Below are 21,635 nucleotides of genomic sequence, written 5' to 3'. Positions count from 1 at the left end.
GACCGACCCAAGGGACGCATGAATGGCCGGAAGAGATCCGGCAGCCGCTGATGACGTGAAAATGAACGGCAAGCGCTTGGGTTGGGTCCACCCTATAGATCCAGTCAGGGAGAACGGTATGGACACTACAAACACCCAAGTGCTGAGGGATGTCGTCGTCATCGCAGGTTCACAAGGCGCGACCGAGGCCCTGCGCAAGCTGCTCGCCAGGCTCCCGGCGGATTTTCCGGCTGCCGTGCTCATCGTGATTCACACAAACCCGTCAGGCCCGGACTACCTGGCTTCGGTGCTCGGTCGCTACTCGACGCTGCCTGTAGGCTACGGTAAAGAAGGCGAGCCGGTACTGCCGAGCCGTGTGTATCTGGCTCCTGCAGACCGGCACCTGGAGATCGTCTCGCCCGGGATCATTCATCTCGACGATGGCCCCAAGGTGAAACTCGCACGTCCTGCCGCCGATCGTCTGTTCACCACTGCTGCCGAAGTGTTTCGCGAGCGGGTGATTAGCCTGGTGCTGTCAGGGGGCGATTCCGATGGTGCGGATGGGGCAGTAGAAGTCAGGAACGCTGGCGGGTTGAGTTTCGTCCAGCGCCCCGACGAAGCGCCGGTGCCCAGCATGCCGATTGAGACGATGCGAAAAACCATATTGAGCCCTCAGCTGAGTGCGGAAGAAATGGCGGACGCCCTGATCAAAGCGGTCGGCAGCGTCCACAGCTGATATCTAACAGGAGGCCAGAGAGCATGCCAGGAGGCGAACAGCATCCACCGCCGTCAGGCGCCTTTGATCTACTGGACCTGGGACCGGGGCGCAACACGGCCGTGTTTCGGCTCACCCTTGCGTTCATGATTCTGGTGTTGCTGACGTTCATCTCGGTCGAGGGGTGGCGCGCCTGGCGCGATTACAACCACGCCTACGACTTCGCCCGGGACTCGGTCACCAACCTGGCGCGTGCCACCGCGCAGCACGCCGAGGACGCCATCCGGCAGGTCGACATCCTCACGTACACCCTCGGTGAGCGGGTCGAGGGCGATGGTTTGGCGACTATCAACGCGCCGCGCATCCATGCATTGATGGTGCAGCAATCGAGACTCATGCCTCAGCTCCACGGGCTGTTCATCTACGGCGCCGATGGGCGATGGATCGTCACGGACAAGGATGTGCCCCCGGACACCCCGAACAATGCGGACCGGGACTACTTCATTTATCACCGCGACCATAAAGACCCGCGTGTGCGCATCAGCAACGTGGTCAAAAGCCGCTCCACCGGCGAGCTCATCATCCCGGTCTCACGACGGCTGAATAATCCTGACGGCTCGTTCGCGGGCGTGATTCTGGGGACCATCAAGCTCAGCTACTTCATGGATTATTACGGCGACTTCAAGATTGATGATCGCGGCGCACTGGTGCTGACCATGCGTGACGGAACCATTCTGGTCAGGCGCCCGTTCATGGATTCCGTTGTGGGGCAAAGCCTTGCCGACAGCGAGATATTCAAACGCTACCTGCTGACCGCCAACCAAGGGATCGCGGAGATCAAAGCCGTCGTCGACGGCACGTACCGGCTGTACGCCTTTCGGGCGTTGTCGAGTTATCCGCTGGTGGTCCAGGCAGGGCTGTCGAGAGAATCCTTTGTCGGGCCGTGGCGTCGCGATCTGCTCAAGTCCGGACTTGTGCTGCTGGTGCTGGTCGCCGGCTTTATTGGATTTGCCTTCATCGTGCTCACCCAGTTGCGCGGTCGCATGGCCATGGAGAGCGAAATTCGCCTTGCCCATCAGGCCGTCAGAGACATGGCCCTGACGGACAGCCTGACGCAACTGGGCAACCGGCGCCGCCTCGACATGGCGCTTAACAGCGAGATCGGCCGGGCAAAACGACAGCGCTACCCGCTCGCCTTGATCATGCTCGACATCGATTACTTCAAGCGCTTCAACGACCGCTACGGCCATGCGGCGGGTGACGACTGTCTGCAGAAGGTCGCCCAGGCCATCAGCGGGGTGTTGAAACGGCCGGCGGACCTCGCCGTTCGCTACGGTGGCGAGGAGTTCACGGTGCTCCTTCCGGATACCGATATCCAGGGTGCCGGCCGTCTCGCCGCGGACATCTTGCAGGCCATCCGAGGGCTCGCCCTGGAACACGCCGATCATCCGGAACAGATCGTCACCGCAAGCGCAGGTGTCACGGCCAGATTCCCCGCGCTGGAAGACACCACCCCTGCCGGCATGATCAAGGCGGCGGATGCCTATCTTTACTACGCAAAAAATAATGGCCGCAACCGGTGGTACGCGGATCAGCACACACAGGCGAGCGCGCAGGCACAAACGACAGATTGATTGGGCTGGCTGGCCAAACGGCCGGGACGTGTGACTGGAGAAGGCGTGTTGCGGGAGAGGCACAGTGTTCTGGCGGGAGTGCAGGTGAATCAGATATGTCCCCTGCAGGAATCGAACCTGCATCTAGCCCTTAGGAGGGGCTCGTTCTATCCGTTGAACTAAGAGGACACCAAAACGGACGGCGTGCATCTTAACGACAAGCCGCTGGCTTGTCATGTCGTCATTACCATCGGAAGCTGTAAGACGCTGCGCGCCGGTCACATCAGAGGGCTATCGTGCAGAATGCAACGATGGCCAAGGGCCTCATTGCAAAACGCAATCCTACAATCCGTAAAAATATAAATATCCCATTGATTTTAATAGCTTTTTTTTGGTTTAAGGGTTGGCATGCAGACTGCACCTCTCTTCTTCGCGAATCACCCCCTCTGAACGCCGTCCCCAGCGAAGGTACCCGAGATGAACATGACACTGTCCCTGCTCAACGCTGCCGCGCTCGTCGCATTGGTCGCCTTCCACTTCCAGAACGATGGCAGCACGTCAGAGGCCGTGAAATCAGAGACCATCGCAGTTCAGGCTCAGCCCCATCATCTTATGCAGCAGGCACCGCGGTTCGCCGCCATGCCAAATCAGGGCACAGAAGCCATTCTGGCCCATGACAACGAAGAAATCGTGCCGGTTAATCGCTCGGAGCGCTGGGTTTTCTGATCAGCAATGGCTGATCGGTTACTGCAACGGCTTCACGCACTCACCGTCCGAGAGCACCCCTTTAGAGAACAGTCATGTCCAAAGCAGCAATTTCATTCCTGATTCTGGCCCTGATGGCCCTTGCCGCAGATCAACTGCTGGTTCCTTCAATGGAGACCATGAGTACGCTGGCGAAAGCGGCCGCCGGGATTTTCGCCAGCCTGTTCGTCGCGGCGCTGTTCGTAGGACGTCGCATCAAGTTCGATCCAGTCTTGCGCCAAGCCAAGCCCTGACCCATTGCCAGGCCTTGATGGCCCTTGATGGCCCTTGATGGCCACGTACAAGCAAATCGACACGTCTCTGTCGGCTTTGGCTTACGCTACGGCGCCCATGGCGCTGCAGACCCTTCGTCTCTTTCTTGAATGCCTCCTCGTATTAACGCCACTCTCCCACTACGCTGAAGACAGAAAGCCATCACGCGCTTGCCCAGCACTGACAGGGCGTTCGACTTTCCACTTTGCAAACCAGAACGCATTTCGGATAATTGGTGCTGGCTAAAAGCCTTTATCTAGTTCAATATTTGTCACACATTTGACGCCAAGGATTCGACGCATTGGTGCAGGATGGCGATCCTTTATGGGGGCTAGTTGAACATTTCGTCTAAAAGACAGTCAGAGCATGACATCTGCGGCCTAATGCAAGAACCGCCTCTTTCTTTGAACTAATTCGGTTAAATATATGAGCCCTATGAAACAGGCCAATTATTCCAGTCGCACAGCTGACAAGTTCGTAGTTCGCCTACCTGAAGGCATGCGCGAGCGTATTGCGGACGTTGCCAAACAGCACCACCGCAGCATGAACTCGGAAATTATTGCGCGTATTGAGCAAAGTCTGATTCAAGAAGGCGCACTGGGTGATGAACCAAGTCTGCGTCTGGACAGCCCGGAGCTTTCGCTTCACGAACGTGAGCTGCTGCAACGCTTCCGTCAGTTGGCCCACCGCCAACAGAACGCTCTGGTTTCCCTGATTGCACATGACACTAGCCTGGCAAACGACGACGAATAAGTCGTTCAAACCAGAGACTTGAAAGCCAGCGCTCTGCTGGCTTTTTTGTGCCTGAGATTCAATGATTCCATTGTTTCGCACACGGCAACTGTTTCGCGCGCATTAAAAAACCGCCCTGAAGGCGGTTTTTGTGTGAAGCGTACGGTCAGAGCAAAAACACCGTCGCCAAGCCGAGAAAGATAAAGAACCCACCGCTGTCGGTCATGGCCGTGATCATCACACTGGCGCCCATCGCAGGATCGCGACCAAGCCTGGAAAGCGTCATGGGGATCAGCACGCCCATCAACGCTGCCAACAGAAGATTCAATGTCATGGCGACGGTCATCACCACCCCAAGGGACCAGCTGTGATACAGCAGATAAGCGACGATGCCGATGACCCCGCCCCACACCAGACCGTTGATGAGCGCGACTGCCAGCTCCTTGCGCATCAAGCGTGAGGTATTGCCGGTGTTGACCTGATCGAGAGCCATGGCCCGGACGATCATGGTGATGGTCTGGTTGCCCGAGTTGCCCCCAATCCCTGCCACGATTGGCATCAGCGCTGCCAGCGCAACCAGCTTCTCGATGGAGCCTTCGAACAGGCCGATTACCCGCGAGGCGAGAAAGGCTGTAATCAGGTTGACGGCCAGCCAGGACCAGCGGTTGCGCAGTGAGCGCCAGACGGAGGCGAAGATGTCTTCTTCTTCGCGCAGACCCGCCATGTTGAGCACTTCGGTCTCGCTCTCCTCACGGATAAGGTCGACCATTTCATCGATGGTCAAACGGCCGATCAGCTTGCCGTTCTTGTCGACCACCGGGGAAGAAATCAAGTCGTAACGTTCGAACGCCTGGGCGGCTTCATAGGCATCACCGTCAGGGTGGAAGCTCACGGGGTCACTGGCCATGACCTCCGACACCTGCTTCTCCGGGTCATTGACCAGCAGACGCTTGATGGGCAGCACGCCCTTTAGGACGCCATCGGAATCGACCACGAACAACTTGTCGGTATGACCGGGCAGCTCTTTGAGACGACGCAGATAACGCAGAACGACTTCCAGGCTGACATCCTCACGGATGGTCACCATCTCGAAGTCCATCAGGGCGCCGACCTGCTCCTCGTCGTAGGACAAGGCGGAACGCACGCGCTCGCGCTGCTGGCTGTCCAGCGCCTCCATCAGCTCATGGACAACATCGCGCGGCAGCTCTGGCGCAAGGTCGGCGAGCTCGTCGGCGTCCATTTCCTTGGCGGCGGCAAGCAGCTCATGATCGTCCATGTCGGCGATCAGGGTTTCCCGAACGGAGTCAGACACTTCGAGAAGGATGTCGCCATCACGCTCGGCCTTCACCAGCTGCCAGACCGTCAGACGGTCTTCGAGGGGAAGTGCTTCGAGGATGTAGGCAACGTCGGCAGAGTGCAGGTCGTCGAGCTTACGCTGCAGCTCGACGAGGTTCTGCCGGTGGACGAGGCTCTCGACACGATCCTGGTGCTGGCCTTCCTGACGGTGTGTCAGGTCTTCGACGATGCGCTGACGTTGCAGCAAGTCGATGACTTGGGCGAGACGATCCTGAAGGCTTTCCTGCGTCTTTTTTACTTCGATTTGGGTCATAGGCGAACTCCACTCCCAGCAGTGGAACCCGCCAGAAGATCAATCAGTCGATTCTTGATTGGTGAAACTTGGTGTTAAGTTGCTACTGGGTAAGTCCATGGAGGTAGTCCACAAGCCCCGGCGGGGCTGACGGGCGCAATCATACACCGCTTGCCGTGGCGGGAGGCTAAAAATTCATCGTGAAACAATCGCTTGCAACGCAACGCTAACCGTTGCCCGAATCACTGATATCGCCCGTCACATCCGGTGAACAAAACCCGCTCGCCGCGAGAAATTCTCATCGCTACCCTTTCCGCACTCGGGTCAGGGAGGACATTGCGATGCCGCTTAACACTCAAAAGCTCTTCATCAGCCTGCTGCTTTTTTCTTCACTCGACGCAGGCGCCACTACCGTCAATCGTTGCCAGGATCAAAGCGGCAGCGTGACCTTCACCACACTGAGCTGCCCCAGCGGGCAAGCGACAACGCCACAGGATATCAATCCGGCATCGGGCATGACCTTCACGGCCCCTTCTCCGGCTTCAAAAGCGCACGCGATGAGAGCCCCTAAAAGCCGGGAAGTGGTGGTCGTGGGCCAGCGCGATGACGGCTGCGGCAATGTCCTGAGTGCGGAGCAGCGCCGCAAGGCGATCATCAATCAGCAGACGCCAACGGGGATGAGCAAACGTGATGTAGAAAGCTTGCTGGGTCGGCCCGACAAGATCATCAGCCGTAACGCTGAAGTGCGTTATGTGTATGAGGAGAAGAAAGGACGCAGCCGACAGGTGTCATTCGATGAACACGGCTGTGTAAAAGGCAAACGCTAGAAAGCAAAAAGCCCGCATTTGCATTTTTTCTTTTCGTTTTATGGTGCACTCGACAGGATTCGAACCTGTGACCGCTCGGTTCGTAGCCGAGTACTCTATCCAGCTGAGCTACGAGTGCATTTGTTGCCGCGCATTATAGGCCGTCAAATCTCTTGGTCAAGCACTTTTTCGAGTAAATTCAGCAACTTACCGATCAAGCCAGATTACAACGTACTAAGCAAATAATGGCGGAGAACGGGGGATTCGAACCCCCGACACCCTTTTGAGGTGTACTCCCTTAGCAGGGGAGCGCCTTCGGCCACTCGGCCAGCTCTCCGCAACACGGGGCGTATAATAACCACCCTTTTCCCCGTTTGCAAACCAAAAATTCAATAAAAATTAATGGCTTGGTTCTTCGTCCTTCTCTTTCTTTATACGCAGGTAAATCTCTTCGCGGTGAACGGCCACTTCCTTGGGCGCGTTAACCCCAATGCGTACTTGATTGCCTTTTACGCCGAGCACGGTCACGGTGATTTCACCATCACCAATGATCAGACTTTCCGCGCACCGGCGAGTCAGAATCAGCATACCTATCTCCTTACGGCTTACATTCAAGGGACTACAGTCTGCGTAGACAAACGGCATGGCCCGAGCCGCAAGCGACCCCAGGTCCATGCCTCAGTATCGACCAGCGCCGGAAAAAGAACAGGTTCTCGCGCACATCCCGTAGCAGAAGACCCGGCCGAAACCGCGCCTCTGCCCAAGATTTATTCGCCCTGACGCGGTGCGTCGAGTTCAAAAGCAGTGTGCAGCGCGCGCACGGCCAGCTCCAGGTACTTCTCTTCGATCACCACCGAGACCTTGATTTCGGACGTCGAGATCATCTGGATGTTGATGCTTTCCTTGGCCAGCGCTTCAAACATGCGACTGGCGACACCGGCGTGTGACCGCATGCCAACACCGACGATGGAAACCTTGGCGATTTTGGTGTCGCCAATGACTTCACGGGCGCCGATTTCATTGGCGGTGTTCTGCAGAACCTGCAGCGCTGCCTGGTAATCGTTGCGGTGCACGGTGAAGGTGAAATCGGTGGTGTTATCGTGCGAAACGTTCTGCACGATCATGTCGACTTCGATGTTCGCGCCGCTGATGGGACCGAGAATCTTGAACGCAACGCCCGGGGTGTCTGGCACGCCACGGATGGTCAGCTTGGCTTCGTCGCGGTTGAAGGCGATGCCCGAAATGATCGGCTGTTCCATGGATTCCTCTTCATCAATGGTAATGAGGGTGCCTGGACCCTCTTTGAAGCTGTGCAGTACGCGCAGCGGGACGTTGTACTTGCCGGCGAATTCGACCGCGCGGATCTGCAGGACCTTGGAGCCGAGGCTCGCCATCTCCAGCATTTCCTCGAAGGTGATCTTGTCCAGACGCTGGGCCTGCGAAACAACACGCGGGTCAGTGGTGTAGACGCCGTCGACGTCGGTGTAGATCTGGCACTCATCGGCTTTCAACGCCGCAGCGAGCGCCACGCCGGTGGTGTCGGAACCGCCACGGCCCAGGGTCGTGATGTTGCCGTCTTCGTCGACGCCCTGGAAACCGGCGACCACCACCACACGACCGGCCTTCAGGTCAGAGCGAATTTTCTGATCGTCGATCTGCAGAATACGCGCCTTGTTATGGGCGCTGTCGGTCAGGATGCGGACCTGATTACCGGTGTACGAAACAGCCGGCACGCCTCGCTTGATCAGCGCCATTGCCAGCAGAGCGATGGTGACCTGCTCGCCGGTGGAAACAATGACGTCAAGCTCGCGTGGCACCGGCTGATCACTAATCTGCCGGGCCAGTTCGATCAGGCGATTGGTTTCGCCGCTCATGGCCGATAGCACGACCACCAGATCATCGCCCGCATCACGGAATTTCTTGACCTTGTCGGCTACCTGTTCGATGCGCTCTACCGAGCCCACCGAGGTGCCGCCAAACTTTTGTACGATTAAAGCCATCTCAAAGCCGCCTCAGCCCATGAAGGGCGCCCGTTATCATTCAAACCGCGAAGCGCCGGAACCCGAATAACGGGCTCCGGGTGGGTCGACTTAAATACCTTGTTCGGCGAACGGAACAGCCAGTGCCAGCGCTGCTTCGAGTCCGGCAGCATCAACACCGCCGCCTTGCGCCATGTCAGGACGACCGCCGCCTTTACCGCCTACTGCGGCAGCCGCTTGCTTCATCAAATCACCGGCTTTGAGTTGGCCAGTCAGGTCTTTGGTGACGCCTGCCACCAGGACGACCTTGTCTTCATGCACCCCGCCGAGCAGGATCACTGCGCGGCCGAGCTTGTTCTTCAATTGATCAACCAGGGCCAGCAGCGCCTTGCCATCCTGACCGTCGAGACGGGCAGCGAGGACCTTGACGCCTTTGACGTCCACTGCCGAGCCCGACAGATCGTCGCCCGCAGCACTGGCCGCCTTGGCCTGCAGTTGTTCCAGCTGCTTTTCCAGCAGACGGTTGCGTTCCAGCACCGCCGACAGCTTGTCCAGAACGTTGTCGCGATTACCTTTGACCAGGTTCGCGGCTTCCTTCAGTTGCTCTTCCGCCGCGTTCAAGTAGTCCAGCGCCACGGCGCCGGTCACCGCTTCGATACGGCGCACGCCTGCGGCCACACCGCTTTCGCTGATGATCTTGAACAGCGCGATGTCGCCGGTACGGTTGGCGTGAATGCCACCGCACAGCTCCACCGAGAAACCGCCGCCCATGCTCAGCACGCGAACGCTGTCGCCGTACTTCTCGCCGAATAACGCCATGGCGCCCTTCTGCTTGGCGGTCTCGATGTCGGTTTCTTCAGTCTCGACCGCGGTGTTCTTGCGCACTTCGGCGTTGACGATGTCTTCAAGCGCCTTGATCTGCTCGGGCTTGATGGCTTCGAAGTGGCTGAAATCGAAACGCAGGCGCTGACTGTCCACCAGCGAGCCTTTCTGCTGAACGTGATCGCCCAGCACCTGGCGCAGCGCAGCGTGGAGCAAGTGCGTGGCGGAGTGGTTCAGAGAGGTCGCCTGGCGAACTTCGGCAGCGACGTCGGTGCTGACGGTGGTGCCGACTTTCAGGCTGCCCGACACTTGAACACCGTGGTGCAGGAACGCGCCGCCGGTCTTGGTGGTGTCGCTCACGTCGAAGCGCACTTCGCCGTTGGCGGTCAGGTAACCGCTGTCGCCGATCTGGCCGCCGGACTCTGCGTAGAACGGGGTCTGGTCGAGGATGACCACGCCGTCCTCGCCTTCGCTCAGTTGCTCGACTGCGATGCCGTCTTTGTACAGCGCGACGACCTTGGCCTCGCCTGCGGTGGCTTTATAGCCAGTGAACTGCGTGGCCACATCAACCTTGACCAGGCTGTTGTAGTCCATGCCGAAGGAGCTGGCGGAACGCGCGCGTTCACGCTGGGCGTCCATCTCACGCTCGAAACCGGCCTCGTCGAGGGTCAGGTTGCGTTCGCGGGCGATGTCGCCGGTCAGGTCCATCGGGAAACCGTAGGTGTCGTACAGCTTGAACACCACGTCGCCAGGGACGATGGTGCCCTTGAGCTCGGCGAGATCCTGCTCGAGGATCTTCAAGCCCTGCTCCAGTGTCTTGGCGAACTGCTCTTCTTCAGCCTTGAGTACGCGCTCAATGTGGGCCTGCTGGTTTTTCAGCTCGGGGAAGGCTTCGCCCATTTCGGCGACGAGTGCAGCCACGATCTGATAGAAGAAGCTGCCCTTGGCGCCCAGCTTGTTGCCGTGACGGCAGGCGCGACGAATGATACGACGCAGCACGTAGCCGCGGCCTTCGTTGGACGGCAGCACGCCGTCGGCAATCAGGAAGCCGCACGAACGGATGTGGTCGGCGACGACTTTCAGGGACGCCTGATTGTCGTTGCTGCAGCCGATGGCTTTTGCAGCGGCGGCCAGCAGGCTCTGGAACAGGTCGATTTCGTAGTTGGAATTGACGTGTTGCAGCACCGCGCTGACGCGCTCAAGGCCCATGCCGGTGTCGACCGATGGCGCTGGCAGCGGGTGCAGAACGCCGTCGGCCGTGCGGTTGAACTGCATGAAGACGTTGTTCCAGATCTCGATGTAACGGTCGCCGTCTTCTTCCGGTGAACCCGGCGGGCCACCCCAGATGTCGGCGCCGTGGTCGTAGAATATCTCGGTGCACGGGCCACACGGGCCGGTATCGCCCATGGTCCAGAAGTTGTCGGAGGCGTATGGCGCGCCCTTGTTGTCACCGATGCGCACCATGCGCTCGGCCGGCACGCCGATCTCTTTGGTCCAGATGTCGTAGGCTTCGTCGTCCGAGGCGTAAACCGTGACCCAGAGTTTTTCCTTGGGCAGGTTCAGCACGCCGGTGAGGAAGGTCCACGCGTAGGTGATCGCGTCGCGCTTGAAATAGTCACCGAAGCTGAAGTTGCCCAGCATTTCGAAAAAGGTGTGGTGACGCGCGGTGTAGCCGACGTTTTCCAGGTCGTTGTGCTTGCCACCGGCACGCACGCACTTCTGGCTGCTGACGGCGCGGGTGTAGGCCCGTTTTTCCTGGCCCAGGAAGCAGTCCTTGAACTGGTTCATGCCTGCGTTGGTGAACAGCAGGGTCGGGTCGTTGCCCGGGATCAGGGAGCTGGAGGCGACTCGGGTGTGGCCTTGCTCTTCGAAGAAGCGAAGGAAGGCTTCACGGATTTCTGCGCTTTTCATAGGTTCTTCCACGGAAACTGCGGCCTGGCACATGCATAGCGTCATTCGACGCAGCGACGGCAAAGGGCCGCATTATATAGGCGTTGTACGCTCGGTACAGCGTGTTATTCGATAGAAACCGGCAATCGGGCTGATCACCCGATCAGTGAGCGCCAAACTCGGCAAATGCCGCAACCACCTTGTCCAGATGGGCAGCAGTCACATCAAGATGAGTGACCATACGCAACCGCGGCGCGGCACTCAGCACGATACCGCGCTCGGCGCACAGGGCGTTAAGTGCCTGCGCGCGATCGCCGATCCGTACGTAGACCATGTTGGTCTGCACCGGCTCTACGTCAAAGCCAAGGTCTGCAAGCGCTTTGCCCAGAGCGGTGGCATTGGCGTGATCCTCAGCCAGACGCTCGACCTGATGCTCCAGCGCGTACAGACCCGCTGCAGCCAGGAGACCGGCCTGACGCATGCCGCCGCCGACCATCTTGCGCAGGCGCCGCGCCTTGGCGATGAACTCGCTCGAACCGCAGAGCACCGAGCCGACCGGCGCGCCGAGCCCTTTGGACAGGCACACCGACACCGAATCGAAGTGTCGGGTGATCTCCCGCGCGTCCACACCCAGCTTGACGGCGGCGTTGTACAGACGAGCGCCGTCGAGGTGCAGGCTCAGGCCTTTTTCGCGAGTGAATGTCCGGGCCGCCGCGAGGTACTCCATTGGCAGGACTTTGCCCTGCATGGTGTTTTCCAGGGCCAGCAACCGGGTGCGGGCGAAATGAAAGTCGTCGGCCTTGATGGCGGCGGCGACCTGTTCCAGGTCCAGCGATCCGTCCGCCTGATTGTCCAGGGGCTGAGGCTGTATCGAGCCGAGCACCGCCGCACCGCCGCCTTCGTATTTGTAGGTATGCGCCTGCTGGCCGACGATGTATTCGTCGCCGCGCTCGCAGTGGGCCATCAGGCCGATCAGGTTGCTCATGGTGCCGGTCGGCACAAACAGTGCAGCGGCATAACCGAGACGTTCAGCCAGCCACGATTCCAGCCGATTGACCGTCGGGTCTTCGCCATACACGTCATCGCCAAGGGGGGCGCTGGCCATGGCGTCGCGCATGCCGGCCGAGGGTTGGGTCACGGTGTCACTGCGCAGATCGATTACCGCCACGATGAAGCTCCCGCTGATTAGGGTCGAGCTTCAGTTCTGAGGCCCGGGGCTTCGATAATCAAGGCTTGGGACAGGAATGCCAAGACGCCTTATAAGAAAAGCTGATGAAAACCATCAAAAAGGCTCCAAGCGAATCCCGGAAATCTATGTTACAAACTGCACGCCGACGGAAAACGCCGTTGGCAACGTTCTCAGGGCGGGGTGCAATTCCCCACCGGCGGTAATGGCGCGCAATGCGTCGAGCCCGCGAGCGCTTGCAGCGAGCTTACCCTCGACGCAAGGTCAGCAGACCCGGTGTGATCCCGGGGCCGACGGTCATAGTCCGGATGAAGAGAGAACGGGACTGGCACAGCAGGATCGTTTCGAGACGGGTCCAGGCGCTTGGCGTCCGGCACGGTTTCGCACGTACCCTGGCATCCCATTCGATCCAAAACGCCCTGTTTTTTTCATTAAACAGGAGTCAGAACATATGCAACCTACCGCCATTCACGCTCACGAGCGCATCGCCTTCATTCAAGCCTGCTGGCACAAGGAAATCGTCGATCAGGCGCGCAAAGGCTTTGTCGCCGAGATGGCCCAACACGGTTACGCCGAGACCGACATCGATTTCTTTGAAGTCGGCGGCGCATTCGAAATCCCGCTTCACGCCAAGTTGCTGGCCAAGTCAGGTCGCTATGGCGGCGTCGTGGCGGCCGGTTTGGTGGTCGACGGCGGCATCTATCGCCATGAGTTCGTCGCGCAGTCGGTGATCAGCGCGCTGATGCAGGTTCAGCTGGAAACCGAAGTGCCGGTGTTCTCGGTCGTGCTGACCCCGCACCACTTCCACGCCGGTGAAGAGCACCAGAAGTTCTTCTTCGATCACTTCGTGCACAAGGGCCAGGAAGCGGCCAAGACCTGCGCGGACACGCTGACAAAACTGCGTGCAGTGCGTCGGGTGGGTGAGGTGCAGAAAGCGGCGGGTTGATTTGCACCCGAAGATCAAGATCAACTGCTTCCCGGCTGAAGCCGGTCCTACAGACCTACCGCGTTCCCACTGTAGGACTGGCGTTAGCCGGGAAGAGGCCGGTTTGATCGCCACGCATTGCATTGAATGCTGGCGCTGCCCTTAGTGGGACCGGCTTCAACCGGGAAGAGGCCAGCATGACCGCCATCAGGCCAATGTCTCGTCCGTCGCCGGCACAATCAGAATCCCCGCCCGTAGCCCGTTTTTGACGTTCGGGTTGGGGAAGATGATCCGCGCGCCCTCCTCTTCTATTACCCAGCGTGAATCGGCCAGGTCTTCGGCCAGCACGTAGCCTTTTTCCAGTTCCGTGAAGTTCTCGATGTCCGCCGGCAAGTTCAGGTGGAAGGCGTCGCTGTGCTTGATGATTTCCCGGGCCACACTGAACAACTGCAACCCGTCCAGATCCGCAGGCTCGTCGGCTTCGGTCCCCGCAATCAAGTGTTCGAGGCAGGCTTGAAGCTTGTCGAGATTGACCTGCTGGTTCTGCCCGAACGGGCGCGCCTTGCCCAATTCCAGGGTGAAGGCTTCCGCGTCGAGCTTGTCGTAGGTGTAGGCGCTGAACACGATCGAGGACTTGTTCTGCAGCAGCACCGCTTCCATGCCGGCAGTACGCAGCCGGGCGAGTTCGCGGCGGGAATGGGCGCGACCTTCCTTCCACGGGTACAGCGCGAACTGCTCGATCTTCGAGCCGCGAATCGCCGTGTGCAGGTCGTAGTGCAGGCGGTAGCGGCCCGGAATGTTGAAGAAGCTGGCGGCCAGACGCTCGAGTTCGCAGGCGCGCAAGGCTTCGCTGCCGCCGCTGTGCTCGTGACGGCCATTGAACAGCCGGTTGACATCCTGCTCGACATAACGCCCGCCGCTACGCATCGCTTCGGGGTTGCCGAACAGAAACAGAATACGTGCGCGAGGCTTGAGGTCGCCCCGGGCGATGGCATGAATCAGCGCATCGAGCAGCTCGATCGGCGCGGTTTCGTTGCCGTGGATGCCGGCGGACAACAGCAGGTCAGTGCCATTGTCGCGCGCTTCGGGAGGCCGGACTTCCAGCGCGCCTTCAGCGAGCCAGCGCATGCGAACGCCGTCGACAGTCAGCTGAGTCTTTTCCGCGGGTTCGCGACCCGCGAGGGTCAGTTCAAGCAGTTTGCCGAGGGCGAGCATGGGGAGCTTCCTGCGCAGGCTTAGTCGTGGGTGCAGTCTGGGCCGTGCACGTGGCCTTCTTCGTCGTCGCCGCTCATGTCAGCCGGTTCCATTTCCAGTTGCAGGCTGACCAGGTTGGTCGCCAATGGACGCAGCAGCAGGTTGGCGTATTCGGCATCGCCTTCTTCGACGTCAACGCCGATCAGCAACTGGCCACGGCCGTCCTGTTGAATCCAGACCTCTTTGCCCTGCCAGATAACGGCAAGTCGGGTGCAGGACGTTTCCAGCTGAGTGCCGTCGGTGTCTTCAAGGATCAAACGCAGGGCGTCGGTCATGGCAAAACTCTCTCTGTAAAAGCAAAAACATCGTCGCCTGACGCCGCTCGGGCGCAGGCGTAACGGATGGGGTGCATCAGTTGATCTGGAAAGGATAGACCGCGCCCAGTTTCAGGTGCTGCGTCAGCTCGTCCAGCGCCGTACGGCATTCAATCAGCAGTTGTGGATCGGCCAGATCGCTGTCGCTCATACGATCGCGATAGTGCTTGTCGACCCACTGCGTCAGCGTGTCGTACAGCGGCGCGGTCATGATAACGCCTGGATTGACCGCCGCCAGTTCGGTTTCATTCAGCGCCACGCGCAGACGCAGGCACGCCGGGCCGCCGCCGTTCTGCATGCTCTGCTTGAGGTCGAACACCTTGACCTCGCGGATCGGGCTGTCGTCCGCCAGCAGGCGCTGCAGGTAATGCCACACGCGCTCGTTGCTGCGGCACTCTTCCGGCACGATCAGCAGCATCGAACCGTCGGCGCGGGACAACAGCTGGCTGTTGAACAGGTACGAACGCACCGCGTCTTCCACGGCCACTTCACTGCGCGGCACGCAGATGGCCTGGAAGCGACCGCCGCGTTGACCGAGCTTGTTGTGCAGTTCGGCGAGCATGGGCTCGGTATTGAGGAAGGCGTCCTCGTGATAGAACAGCACCTCGCCATTGCCCACCGAGATCACGTCGTTGTGGAACACGCCCTGATCAATCACCACCGGGTTCTGCTGGGCGAAGACCACGCCCTCGGCGCTCAGGCCATGCAGACGCGCAACGGCCTGGGAGGCTTCGAGGGTCTGGCGGGCCGGGTATTTCTGCGGCGCGGGAAAACGGCGGTCGAACGCAGCGCGGCCGAAGACGAAAAACTCGACACCGGGCTCCCCGTAGCTGCGGCAGAAACGCGTGTGGTTGGCCGCGCCCTCGTCGCCGAACTGGGCGACGGCAGGCAACGCCGCGTGGTGGGCGAAATGCTGCTGATCGGCGAACATCGCGCCGAGGACGCGGCTGGTGGTCGGGTGCTCGATGCTGCGGTGGTACTTGCAGTTGAGGTTGGCGGCGGTGAAATGCACGCGGCCGTCGGCGGTGTCGGCGCTCGGGCTGACCGTGGCGGCGTTGGCCACCCACATGCTCGACGCCGAGCAACTGGCGGCCAGCAGCGGCATCGACTCTTTGGCGGCGCGTTCAATGACCTGTGCGTCGCTGCCGCTGAAGCCCAGTTTGCGCAGACCTGCTACGTCGGGGCGTTCCTGGGGGGCCAGCACGCCCTGGGTGAAACCCATCTCCATCAGCGCTTTCATTTTGGCCAGCCCCTGCAAAGCGGCCTCGCGCGGATTGGAGGATTGCTGGCAGTTGTTCTGGGACGCGACGTTGCCGTAGGACAGCCCACCGTAGTTGTGGGTCGGGCCCACTAGACCGTCAAAGTTGACTTCACAGGATTTCATCGGTGAGGCTCCGTGGATCTGTTTTTATGTGCACAGTCTTCGTAGTGCGCTGAACGAACTGTAGGAGCGCGCTTGCCCGCGATTGCGTCGTGTCAGTCGACGAATCTGGCGCAGACCCAACTCGTTCGCGGGCAAGCGCGCTCCTACAGGGCTCAGTTCAGGGTGATGCCGGGCGTCAGGCTGGCTGGCAGTGCCAAGGTTTCGGTCTCCAGCGAGGCCACCGGGTACGCGCAATAGTCCGCGGCGTAATAGGCGCTGGCACGATGGTTACCCGAGGCGCCGACACCGCCGAACGGTGCGGTACTCGCCGCGCCGGTCAATTGCTTGTTCCAGTTGACGATGCCCGCGCGGCTCTGCAGCCAGAACTGCTGATAGCGCGCCTGGGAATCCGACAACAACCCTGCTGCCAGCCCGTACTGAGTGGCATTGGCCTCTTCGATCGCCGCGTCGAAATCAGCGTAGCGAATGACCTGCAGCAGCGGGCCAAACAATTCTTCATCCTCACGATCCGCCACGTCACTGACGTCGATGATGCCAGGCGTCAGCAGCGCCGATTGCGCGGCAGGCTGAGTCATTTCGAGCAGGGCAACTGCGCCGTTGGCCAGCATCACTTCCTGTGCATCGATCAGTGCTTGCGCAGCGGCAAGAGAAATCACCGAGCCCATGAACGGCGCGGGCTGTTGATCGAACGCGCCGACCTGAATGATTGAAGTCACTTCAACCAGCCGTGCGAGGAAGGCATCGCCCCACGCCCCTTCCGGCACCAGCAGGCGGCGGGCGCAGGTGCAGCGCTGGCCGGCAGAAATAAAGGCTGACTGAATCACGGTGTAGACCGCGGCATCGACGTCCGCGACCTGATCGACCACCAGCGGGTTATTGCCGCCCATTTCCAGGGCAAGAATCTTGTCCGGGCGGCCGGCGAACTGTTGATGCAGGGAATTGCCGGTGCGGCTGGAACCGGTGAAGAACAACCCATCGATGCCTGAATGGCCGGCCAGCGCGATGCCGGTGTCACGCGCGCCTTGCAGCAGATTGAGCACGCCCGCCGGCAGACCGGCTTCAATCCAGCATTGCACGGTCAGTTCGGCGACTTTGGGCGTCAATTCGCTAGGCTTGAACACCACGGTGTTGCCCGCCAGCAGCGCCGGTACGATGTGGCCGTTAGGCAAGTGACCCGGGAAATTGTAAGGGCCGAACACCGCCACGACGCCATGGGGTTTGTGTCGCAACACAGCGGTGGCGTCGCCCAGGGGGCCGCTCTTCTCGCCGGTCCGCTCGCGGTAGCTCTGAATCGAGATCGCGACCTTGTTGGCCATGCTGGTCACTTCAGTCGCCGATTCCCACAGCGGCTTGCCGGTCTCCTCACCGATGCAACGGGCGATCTCATCGGCGCGGCGCTTCAGCGCAGCGGCGAACGCTTCGAGCACGGCAATGCGCTCGTCCAGACTGCGCGTCGCCCAGGCGGGAAACGCCTGACGGGCCGATTTGACCGCCGCGTCGACCTGTTCAGCCGTTGCGCTTTTGCCGGACCAGATCACCTGCTGGCTCACCGGGTTCAGGGACTCGAATGCGTCGCCCTGCCCGTCCTGCCAGGCACCGGCAATGTACAAAGTGTTCATCAAATACTCTCCCGGGCAGGCGACAGTTGCACAGCGCGAACTTGATCACCGGCGCTGAGGCGCAAGCGCTTGGCCGTCTGCGGGTCGACCACCAATGTGCCGGCGGCAAGACGCGCAGGCGCAGCGGTCACGCGGCAGTCTTCGCGCTTGCGGTTGTGAATAAGGAATGGCGTCGCATCGTCGCCCGGCGTCCCGACCGCCAGCACCAGCGCCTGGCTGTCGCGGACCGCGCGGATCTTGCTGGTTTCGCACTCGATGGCCGGGCCGGCGTCGAAAATGTCGACGTAACCCTGGTAACTGAAGCCTTCGGCCTTGAGCATCGCCAGCGCCGGTTCGGTGCTGACGTGTACGCGGCCGATGACTTCGCGCGCGGCCTCCGAAAGGAAGCAGCTGTACAGCGGAAACTTCGGCATCAGCTCGGCAATAAAAGCGCGGTTACCAACACCGGTGAGGTAGTCGGCCTGACTGAATTCCATTTTGAAGAAGTGTCGGCCCAGGCTTTCCCAGAACGGCGAATGACCCTGCTCGTCGGAGATGCCGCGCATTTCAGCGATGGTTTTGGTGCCGAACAGTTCCGGAAACTCGGCAATGAACAGCATCCGCGCTTTGGACAGCAAGCGGCCATTGAGGCCATTGCGGTAGTCGGCGTGGAGGAACAGCGAACACAGCTCGGAGTTGCCGGTGAGGTCGTTGGCCAGAAACAGTGTCGGGATCTCGCGGTAGATGTTCAGCTCTTGGGAAGCGCTGACCGTCAGGCCGACCCGGTAGTTGTACCAGGGCTCGCGCAAACCCACTGCGCCGGCTACCGCAGAAATGCCCACGACTTTCTCGTCGTCATCCTCGAGCACGAACAGGTAATCAGCATCGCCCCGCCCGGCATCGCCACGGAAGGTCTTCTCGGCCCAGCCGACCCGGTGCGCCAGACGCTCTTCATTGGCCGGCAATGTGGTCAGACCTGCGCCGGTGCTGCGCGCCAGCTCGATCAGCGCCGGAAGGTCACTGCTGCGTACGGGACGAACGATCATGCTTTCTCCTCAAGCCGGTGATTCTACAATCCCCGGTGAACTCGCTAACCTGCTTTACGGCGTCGGCCTGCCACTGCAGCACCGGTCGCCGTCGACTCATCTCGCCAAACGTGACCGGGCTGTCAGACCGCGACGATGCGCACGCTGGCGCCTTCGCCGACGCCCAGCGCTTCGGCCGCGGTCAGGCTCAGGGCCACCGGCTTGCCGGGCACCCAGTCCAGCTCCAGCATCACGGCGCGGTAATCCTGCAACTGGCCATTGGAAACCAGATAAGGCCGCCCGCCCTTGACCGCATCACCGGTGCTGACCGTGTCGACCTTGACCGGCACGACGCGGCTCTGGGCGATGGAGCGAATGCCCGAGACCCGCGCGTGCAGGGTCGGCCCGCCGTCGAAGATGTCGATGTAATGATCGGTCTCGAAGCCTTCGCGCATCAGAATGTCAAAGGTGATCTGCGCACGCGGATGGACCTGACCCATGGCTTCCTGCGCCTCATCTGGCAGCAACGGCACGTAGATCGGGTAATGGGGCATCAGTTCGGCGAGGAAGGTCCGGCTTTTCAGACCGCACAGGCGTTCGGCTTCGGCATAGTTGATGTCGAAGAAGTTGCGCCCAATGGCGTCCCAGAACGGCGAGTCGCCGTGGTCGTCGCTGTAGCCGACGATCTCGGTGACCACTGAATCGGCGAAGCGCTCGGGATGGCTGGCGACGAACAGCAAACGGCCGCGGGAGTTGAGTTCCGACCACAGCGTGCCGACCAGTTCAGGCAGCACGTAGAAGCTGGTCAACAGGCTGTTGCCGGTGAGGTCGTGGCACTGGGAGAGCACGTGGATCTTGTTGTGGATCTTCAGCTCGCGGGAGGCGTGGACGAAGGTTTCGTTGCGAAAGCTGTAGAACGGCTCGGAATAGCCCGCGGAGGCGACGATCCCGGAACAGCCCACCAGACGACCTGCTTCCGTGTCTTCGAGGACAAAGAAGTAGGTCTCTTCACCGTTGAAACTGACTTCCGCCGAGAACGACGCTTCGGACGCGGCAATCTTGTCACCCAGACGTCCAGCATCATCCGGCAGGGACGTGACACCAATCGGGCTGTCTGCCGCGAGTCGTTGAACCTCGCTCAGATCCGCCATTTGCGCGGGGCGCATCACCAGCATGGTGTCACTCCTTGAGAAAAAAATCGGGCCGGTTTAACGGCAATAAAAAAGGTCTGTCTGGCTACAACTCGTAGGAGTGAGCTTGCTCGCGATAGCGGTGGTCCAGCGAAACATCTGCATCTGACACAACGCTATCGCGAGCAAGCTCACTCCTACAGGGAAGGCGTACGCCAATCAGCCAAAGGGTGTGTCCCGGTAGACCGAAGGACTTACGCCCCGGTCAGCTTGGCCACCGCTCGTTCGAAACGGTTCAGGCCTTCCTCGATGTCGGCGTCTTCCACCACCAGACTCGGCGCGAAACGCACCACATCGGGACCGGCCTGAAGCACCATCACGCCTTCCTGCTCGGCGGCGTTGAAGAAGTCTTTGGCCTTGCCTTTCCAGGCCTCGGTCAACACACAACCGATCAGCAGACCCATGCCGCGCACCTGGCTGAACACGCCGTACTGGTGACCGATCTTCTCCAGACGGGCCTTGAACAGTTCATGTTTGGCCTTCACGCCGGCCAGCACTTCCGGCGTGTTGACCACGTCAATGACCGCCTCGCCCACTGCGCACGCCAGCGGGTTGCCGCCGTAGGTGGTGCCGTGAACGCCAACGGCCAGGTGCTTGGCGAGTTTTTCGGTGGTCAGCATGGCCGCCATCGGGAAGCCGCCGCCGATGCTTTTCGCGCTGGAGAGGATGTCCGGCGTCACGCCGTAATGCATGTACGCGAACAGATGACCGCTGCGGCCCATGCCGCTCTGCACTTCGTCGAAGACCAGCAGCGCTTTGTGGTCGTCGCACAATTTGCGCGCGCCTTGCAGGTATTCCAGTTCAGCAGGCAGTACACCGCCCTCGCCCTGGATCGGCTCCAGTACCACCGCGCAGGTCTTGTCCGAGACGGCGGCTTTCAGCGCGTCCAGGTCGTTGAAAGGGACGTGGGTAATGCCGGTGATTTTCGGGCCGAAGCCATCGGAGTACTTCGGCTGACCGCCGACGCTCACGGTGAACAGGGTGCGACCGTGGAAGCTGTTCAGGGCCGCGACGATTTCGTACTTGTCCGGGCCGTAAAGATCGTGGGCTACACGGCGGGCCAGTTTGAACGCGGCTTCGTTGGCTTCGGCGCCGGAGTTACAGAAGAACACGCGGTCGGCGAACGTGGCATCGACCAGCTTCTTGGCGAGGCGCAACGCTGGTTCGTTGGTGAAGACGTTGGAGACATGCCACAGCTTGTTGGCCTGTTCGGTCAGCGCGCCGACCAGCGCAGGGTGCGCGTGGCCCAGCACGTTGACCGCGATGCCGCCGGAGAAATCAACCAGTTCGCGACCCGACTGGTCCCACACGCGAGAACCCTGACCGCGCACGGGGATAAACGCCGCCGGGGCATAGTTGGGAACCATCACCTGGTCGAAATCGGCACGTTGCACCGGTACTTGCTCAACGGACATCGGAGTCTCCTGAAGAGGGAACGCCTGCCTGGGACAGGCGAGCGATGAAAGGATTGTAAGGACTGATTCGGGCCGGACCTTGCCGCCAAGCGACAACTTCTTATAGCGCCAAACCGGCTTTTTACGGGGTTTTCGGCAATGCGACAAATTGCGTCACAAAGGCGCAGTTTAAACACTGCAGACCTGCAGGAGCGCGCTTGCCC

General features: G+C 60.4%; 19 protein-coding genes, 3 tRNA genes and 1 riboswitch. Of the genes, 7 read left to right on the top strand and 15 right to left on the bottom strand.

Annotation, left to right across the window (positions count from 1 at the left end; translation table 11 throughout):
* Positions 1-118: 118 nt before the first annotated feature.
* Together BMY98_RS14595 and BMY98_RS14590 are read left to right on the top strand one after the other, a co-directional pair.
* Positions 119-715 carry a chemotaxis protein CheB gene (locus BMY98_RS14595; protein WP_074890360.1) on the top strand — a complete coding sequence of 199 codons (597 nt, stop codon included), beginning with the start codon at positions 119-121 and terminating at the stop codon, positions 713-715.
* 23 nt (positions 716-738) lie between these two features.
* Positions 739-2,328, top strand: a complete 1,590-nt coding sequence (locus BMY98_RS14590) for a sensor domain-containing diguanylate cyclase (protein WP_074890359.1) — start codon at positions 739-741, stop codon at positions 2,326-2,328.
* Between the two features lie 96 nt (positions 2,329-2,424).
* Here the strand turns inward: BMY98_RS14590 and BMY98_RS14585 are convergent.
* Positions 2,425-2,496: transfer RNA gene (locus BMY98_RS14585), tRNA-Arg, on the bottom strand.
* 288 nt (positions 2,497-2,784) lie between these two features.
* Between BMY98_RS14585 and BMY98_RS14580 the strand changes: the two genes are divergently transcribed.
* From BMY98_RS14580 to BMY98_RS14570, 3 genes are all read left to right on the top strand, one after another.
* Complete coding sequence (locus BMY98_RS14580; RefSeq protein WP_074890357.1) at positions 2,785-3,033, top strand: hypothetical protein; 249 nt, start codon at positions 2,785-2,787, stop codon at positions 3,031-3,033.
* A gap of 74 nt (positions 3,034-3,107) precedes the next feature.
* The gene (locus BMY98_RS14575; protein ID WP_074890356.1) at positions 3,108-3,305 is read left to right on the top strand and encodes a PA3371 family protein; all 198 of its coding nucleotides are present in this window, start codon (positions 3,108-3,110) and stop codon (positions 3,303-3,305) included.
* A 445-nt stretch (positions 3,306-3,750) separates the two neighbouring features.
* Positions 3,751-4,077 carry an Arc family DNA-binding protein gene (locus BMY98_RS14570; RefSeq protein ID WP_065986187.1) on the top strand — a complete coding sequence of 109 codons (327 nt, stop codon included), beginning with the start codon at positions 3,751-3,753 and terminating at the stop codon, positions 4,075-4,077.
* A gap of 145 nt (positions 4,078-4,222) precedes the next feature.
* Here BMY98_RS14570 and mgtE read toward each other — a convergent pair whose 3' ends face one another.
* Complete coding sequence (gene mgtE, locus BMY98_RS14565; protein WP_074890355.1) at positions 4,223-5,665, bottom strand: magnesium transporter; 1,443 nt, start codon at positions 5,663-5,665, stop codon at positions 4,223-4,225.
* 320 nt (positions 5,666-5,985) lie between these two features.
* On the opposite strand from mgtE, the gene BMY98_RS14560 reads away from it, so the two are divergent.
* Entirely contained in the window at positions 5,986-6,471 is a 486-nt protein-coding gene (locus BMY98_RS14560) for a DUF4124 domain-containing protein (protein WP_074890353.1), read from the top strand.
* Between the two features lie 41 nt (positions 6,472-6,512).
* On the opposite strand, the gene BMY98_RS14555 is transcribed toward BMY98_RS14560, so the two are convergent.
* From BMY98_RS14555 to ltaE, 6 genes are all read right to left on the bottom strand, one after another.
* A tRNA-Arg gene (locus BMY98_RS14555) sits at positions 6,513-6,589 on the bottom strand.
* Positions 6,590-6,696: 107 nt separating this feature from the next.
* Positions 6,697-6,787, bottom strand: a tRNA-Ser gene (locus BMY98_RS14550).
* A gap of 62 nt (positions 6,788-6,849) precedes the next feature.
* Positions 6,850-7,038, bottom strand: coding sequence for a carbon storage regulator CsrA (gene csrA / locus BMY98_RS14545; RefSeq protein ID WP_002554426.1), 189 nt, complete (start codon positions 7,036-7,038; stop codon positions 6,850-6,852).
* A 179-nt stretch (positions 7,039-7,217) separates the two neighbouring features.
* Positions 7,218-8,450: an aspartate kinase gene (locus BMY98_RS14540; RefSeq protein WP_074890351.1), complete on the bottom strand. Its 1,233-nt coding sequence runs from the start codon at positions 8,448-8,450 to the stop codon at positions 7,218-7,220.
* Positions 8,451-8,540: 90 nt separating this feature from the next.
* Entirely contained in the window at positions 8,541-11,162 is a 2,622-nt protein-coding gene (gene alaS / locus BMY98_RS14535) for an alanine--tRNA ligase (RefSeq protein ID WP_074890349.1), read from the bottom strand.
* Between the two features lie 142 nt (positions 11,163-11,304).
* The gene (gene ltaE, locus BMY98_RS14530; RefSeq protein ID WP_074890347.1) at positions 11,305-12,309 is read right to left on the bottom strand and encodes a low-specificity L-threonine aldolase; all 1,005 of its coding nucleotides are present in this window, start codon (positions 12,307-12,309) and stop codon (positions 11,305-11,307) included.
* A 183-nt stretch (positions 12,310-12,492) separates the two neighbouring features.
* Positions 12,493-12,652, top strand: a riboswitch (FMN riboswitch).
* A 126-nt stretch (positions 12,653-12,778) separates the two neighbouring features.
* Here ltaE and BMY98_RS14525 point away from each other — a divergent pair.
* Positions 12,779-13,273: a 6,7-dimethyl-8-ribityllumazine synthase gene (locus BMY98_RS14525; protein ID WP_065986193.1), complete on the top strand. Its 495-nt coding sequence runs from the start codon at positions 12,779-12,781 to the stop codon at positions 13,271-13,273.
* 186 nt (positions 13,274-13,459) lie between these two features.
* On the opposite strand, the gene astE is transcribed toward BMY98_RS14525, so the two are convergent.
* The 7 genes from astE to BMY98_RS14490 all read right to left on the bottom strand — a co-directional run bounded on the left by astE (position 13,460) and on the right by BMY98_RS14490 (position 21,432).
* Positions 13,460-14,467, bottom strand: coding sequence for a succinylglutamate desuccinylase (gene astE, locus BMY98_RS14520; protein WP_074890346.1), 1,008 nt, complete (start codon positions 14,465-14,467; stop codon positions 13,460-13,462).
* A gap of 20 nt (positions 14,468-14,487) precedes the next feature.
* Positions 14,488-14,781 carry a topoisomerase II gene (locus tag BMY98_RS14515; RefSeq protein ID WP_065986195.1) on the bottom strand — a complete coding sequence of 98 codons (294 nt, stop codon included), beginning with the start codon at positions 14,779-14,781 and terminating at the stop codon, positions 14,488-14,490.
* Between the two features lie 76 nt (positions 14,782-14,857).
* Complete coding sequence (astB, locus tag BMY98_RS14510) at positions 14,858-16,204, bottom strand: N-succinylarginine dihydrolase (RefSeq protein ID WP_074890344.1); 1,347 nt, start codon at positions 16,202-16,204, stop codon at positions 14,858-14,860.
* Positions 16,205-16,356: 152 nt separating this feature from the next.
* Positions 16,357-17,826, bottom strand: a complete 1,470-nt coding sequence (gene astD, locus BMY98_RS14505; protein ID WP_175514172.1) for a succinylglutamate-semialdehyde dehydrogenase — start codon at positions 17,824-17,826, stop codon at positions 16,357-16,359.
* A complete protein-coding gene (gene astA, locus BMY98_RS14500) occupies positions 17,823-18,848 on the bottom strand; it encodes an arginine N-succinyltransferase (RefSeq protein ID WP_074890341.1) in 1,026 nt (341 codons plus the stop codon). Before astA ends, astD begins: the two co-directional genes overlap by 4 nt.
* Positions 18,849-18,970: 122 nt before the next feature.
* Positions 18,971-20,002 carry an arginine/ornithine succinyltransferase subunit alpha gene (gene aruF / locus BMY98_RS14495; protein WP_074890339.1) on the bottom strand — a complete coding sequence of 344 codons (1,032 nt, stop codon included), beginning with the start codon at positions 20,000-20,002 and terminating at the stop codon, positions 18,971-18,973.
* Positions 20,003-20,211: 209 nt separating this feature from the next.
* Positions 20,212-21,432 (bottom strand): aspartate aminotransferase family protein, encoded by a 1,221-nt coding sequence (locus BMY98_RS14490; RefSeq protein WP_074890337.1) that lies wholly within the window; start codon positions 21,430-21,432, stop codon positions 20,212-20,214.
* Positions 21,433-21,635: the final 203 nt, after the last annotated feature.

The sequence above is a fragment of the Pseudomonas graminis genome, assembly GCF_900111735.1.
Classification (GTDB): Bacteria; Pseudomonadota; Gammaproteobacteria; order Pseudomonadales; family Pseudomonadaceae; genus Aquipseudomonas; species Aquipseudomonas graminis.
Note: the sequence above shows the minus strand (reverse complement) of the source record. Positions and strands in the feature narration are given on the sequence as shown.

Excerpts from the sequence above, each read along its gene's own strand:
- BMY98_RS14595 (WP_074890360.1), top strand. The coding sequence starts at position 119 with ATGGACACTACAAACACCCAAGTGCTGAGGGATGTCGTCGTCATCGCA.
- BMY98_RS14590 (WP_074890359.1), top strand. The coding sequence starts at position 739 with ATGCCAGGAGGCGAACAGCATCCACCGCCGTCAGGCGCCTTTGATCTA.
- BMY98_RS14580 (WP_074890357.1), top strand. The coding sequence starts at position 2,785 with ATGAACATGACACTGTCCCTGCTCAACGCTGCCGCGCTCGTCGCATTG.
- BMY98_RS14575 (WP_074890356.1), top strand. The coding sequence starts at position 3,108 with ATGTCCAAAGCAGCAATTTCATTCCTGATTCTGGCCCTGATGGCCCTT.
- BMY98_RS14570 (WP_065986187.1), top strand. The coding sequence starts at position 3,751 with ATGAGCCCTATGAAACAGGCCAATTATTCCAGTCGCACAGCTGACAAG.
- mgtE (WP_074890355.1), bottom strand. The coding sequence starts at position 5,665 with ATGACCCAAATCGAAGTAAAAAAGACGCAGGAAAGCCTTCAGGATCGT.
- BMY98_RS14560 (WP_074890353.1), top strand. The coding sequence starts at position 5,986 with ATGCCGCTTAACACTCAAAAGCTCTTCATCAGCCTGCTGCTTTTTTCT.
- csrA (WP_002554426.1), bottom strand. The coding sequence starts at position 7,038 with ATGCTGATTCTGACTCGCCGGTGCGCGGAAAGTCTGATCATTGGTGAT.
- BMY98_RS14540 (WP_074890351.1), bottom strand. The coding sequence starts at position 8,450 with ATGGCTTTAATCGTACAAAAGTTTGGCGGCACCTCGGTGGGCTCGGTA.
- alaS (WP_074890349.1), bottom strand. The coding sequence starts at position 11,162 with ATGAAAAGCGCAGAAATCCGTGAAGCCTTCCTTCGCTTCTTCGAAGAG.
- BMY98_RS14525 (WP_065986193.1), top strand. The coding sequence starts at position 12,779 with ATGCAACCTACCGCCATTCACGCTCACGAGCGCATCGCCTTCATTCAA.
- astE (WP_074890346.1), bottom strand. The coding sequence starts at position 14,467 with ATGCTCGCCCTCGGCAAACTGCTTGAACTGACCCTCGCGGGTCGCGAA.
- BMY98_RS14515 (WP_065986195.1), bottom strand. The coding sequence starts at position 14,781 with ATGACCGACGCCCTGCGTTTGATCCTTGAAGACACCGACGGCACTCAG.
- astB (WP_074890344.1), bottom strand. The coding sequence starts at position 16,204 with ATGAAATCCTGTGAAGTCAACTTTGACGGTCTAGTGGGCCCGACCCAC.
- astA (WP_074890341.1), bottom strand. The coding sequence starts at position 18,848 with ATGATCGTTCGTCCCGTACGCAGCAGTGACCTTCCGGCGCTGATCGAG.
- aruF (WP_074890339.1), bottom strand. The coding sequence starts at position 20,002 with ATGCTGGTGATGCGCCCCGCGCAAATGGCGGATCTGAGCGAGGTTCAA.
- BMY98_RS14490 (WP_074890337.1), bottom strand. The coding sequence starts at position 21,432 with ATGTCCGTTGAGCAAGTACCGGTGCAACGTGCCGATTTCGACCAGGTG.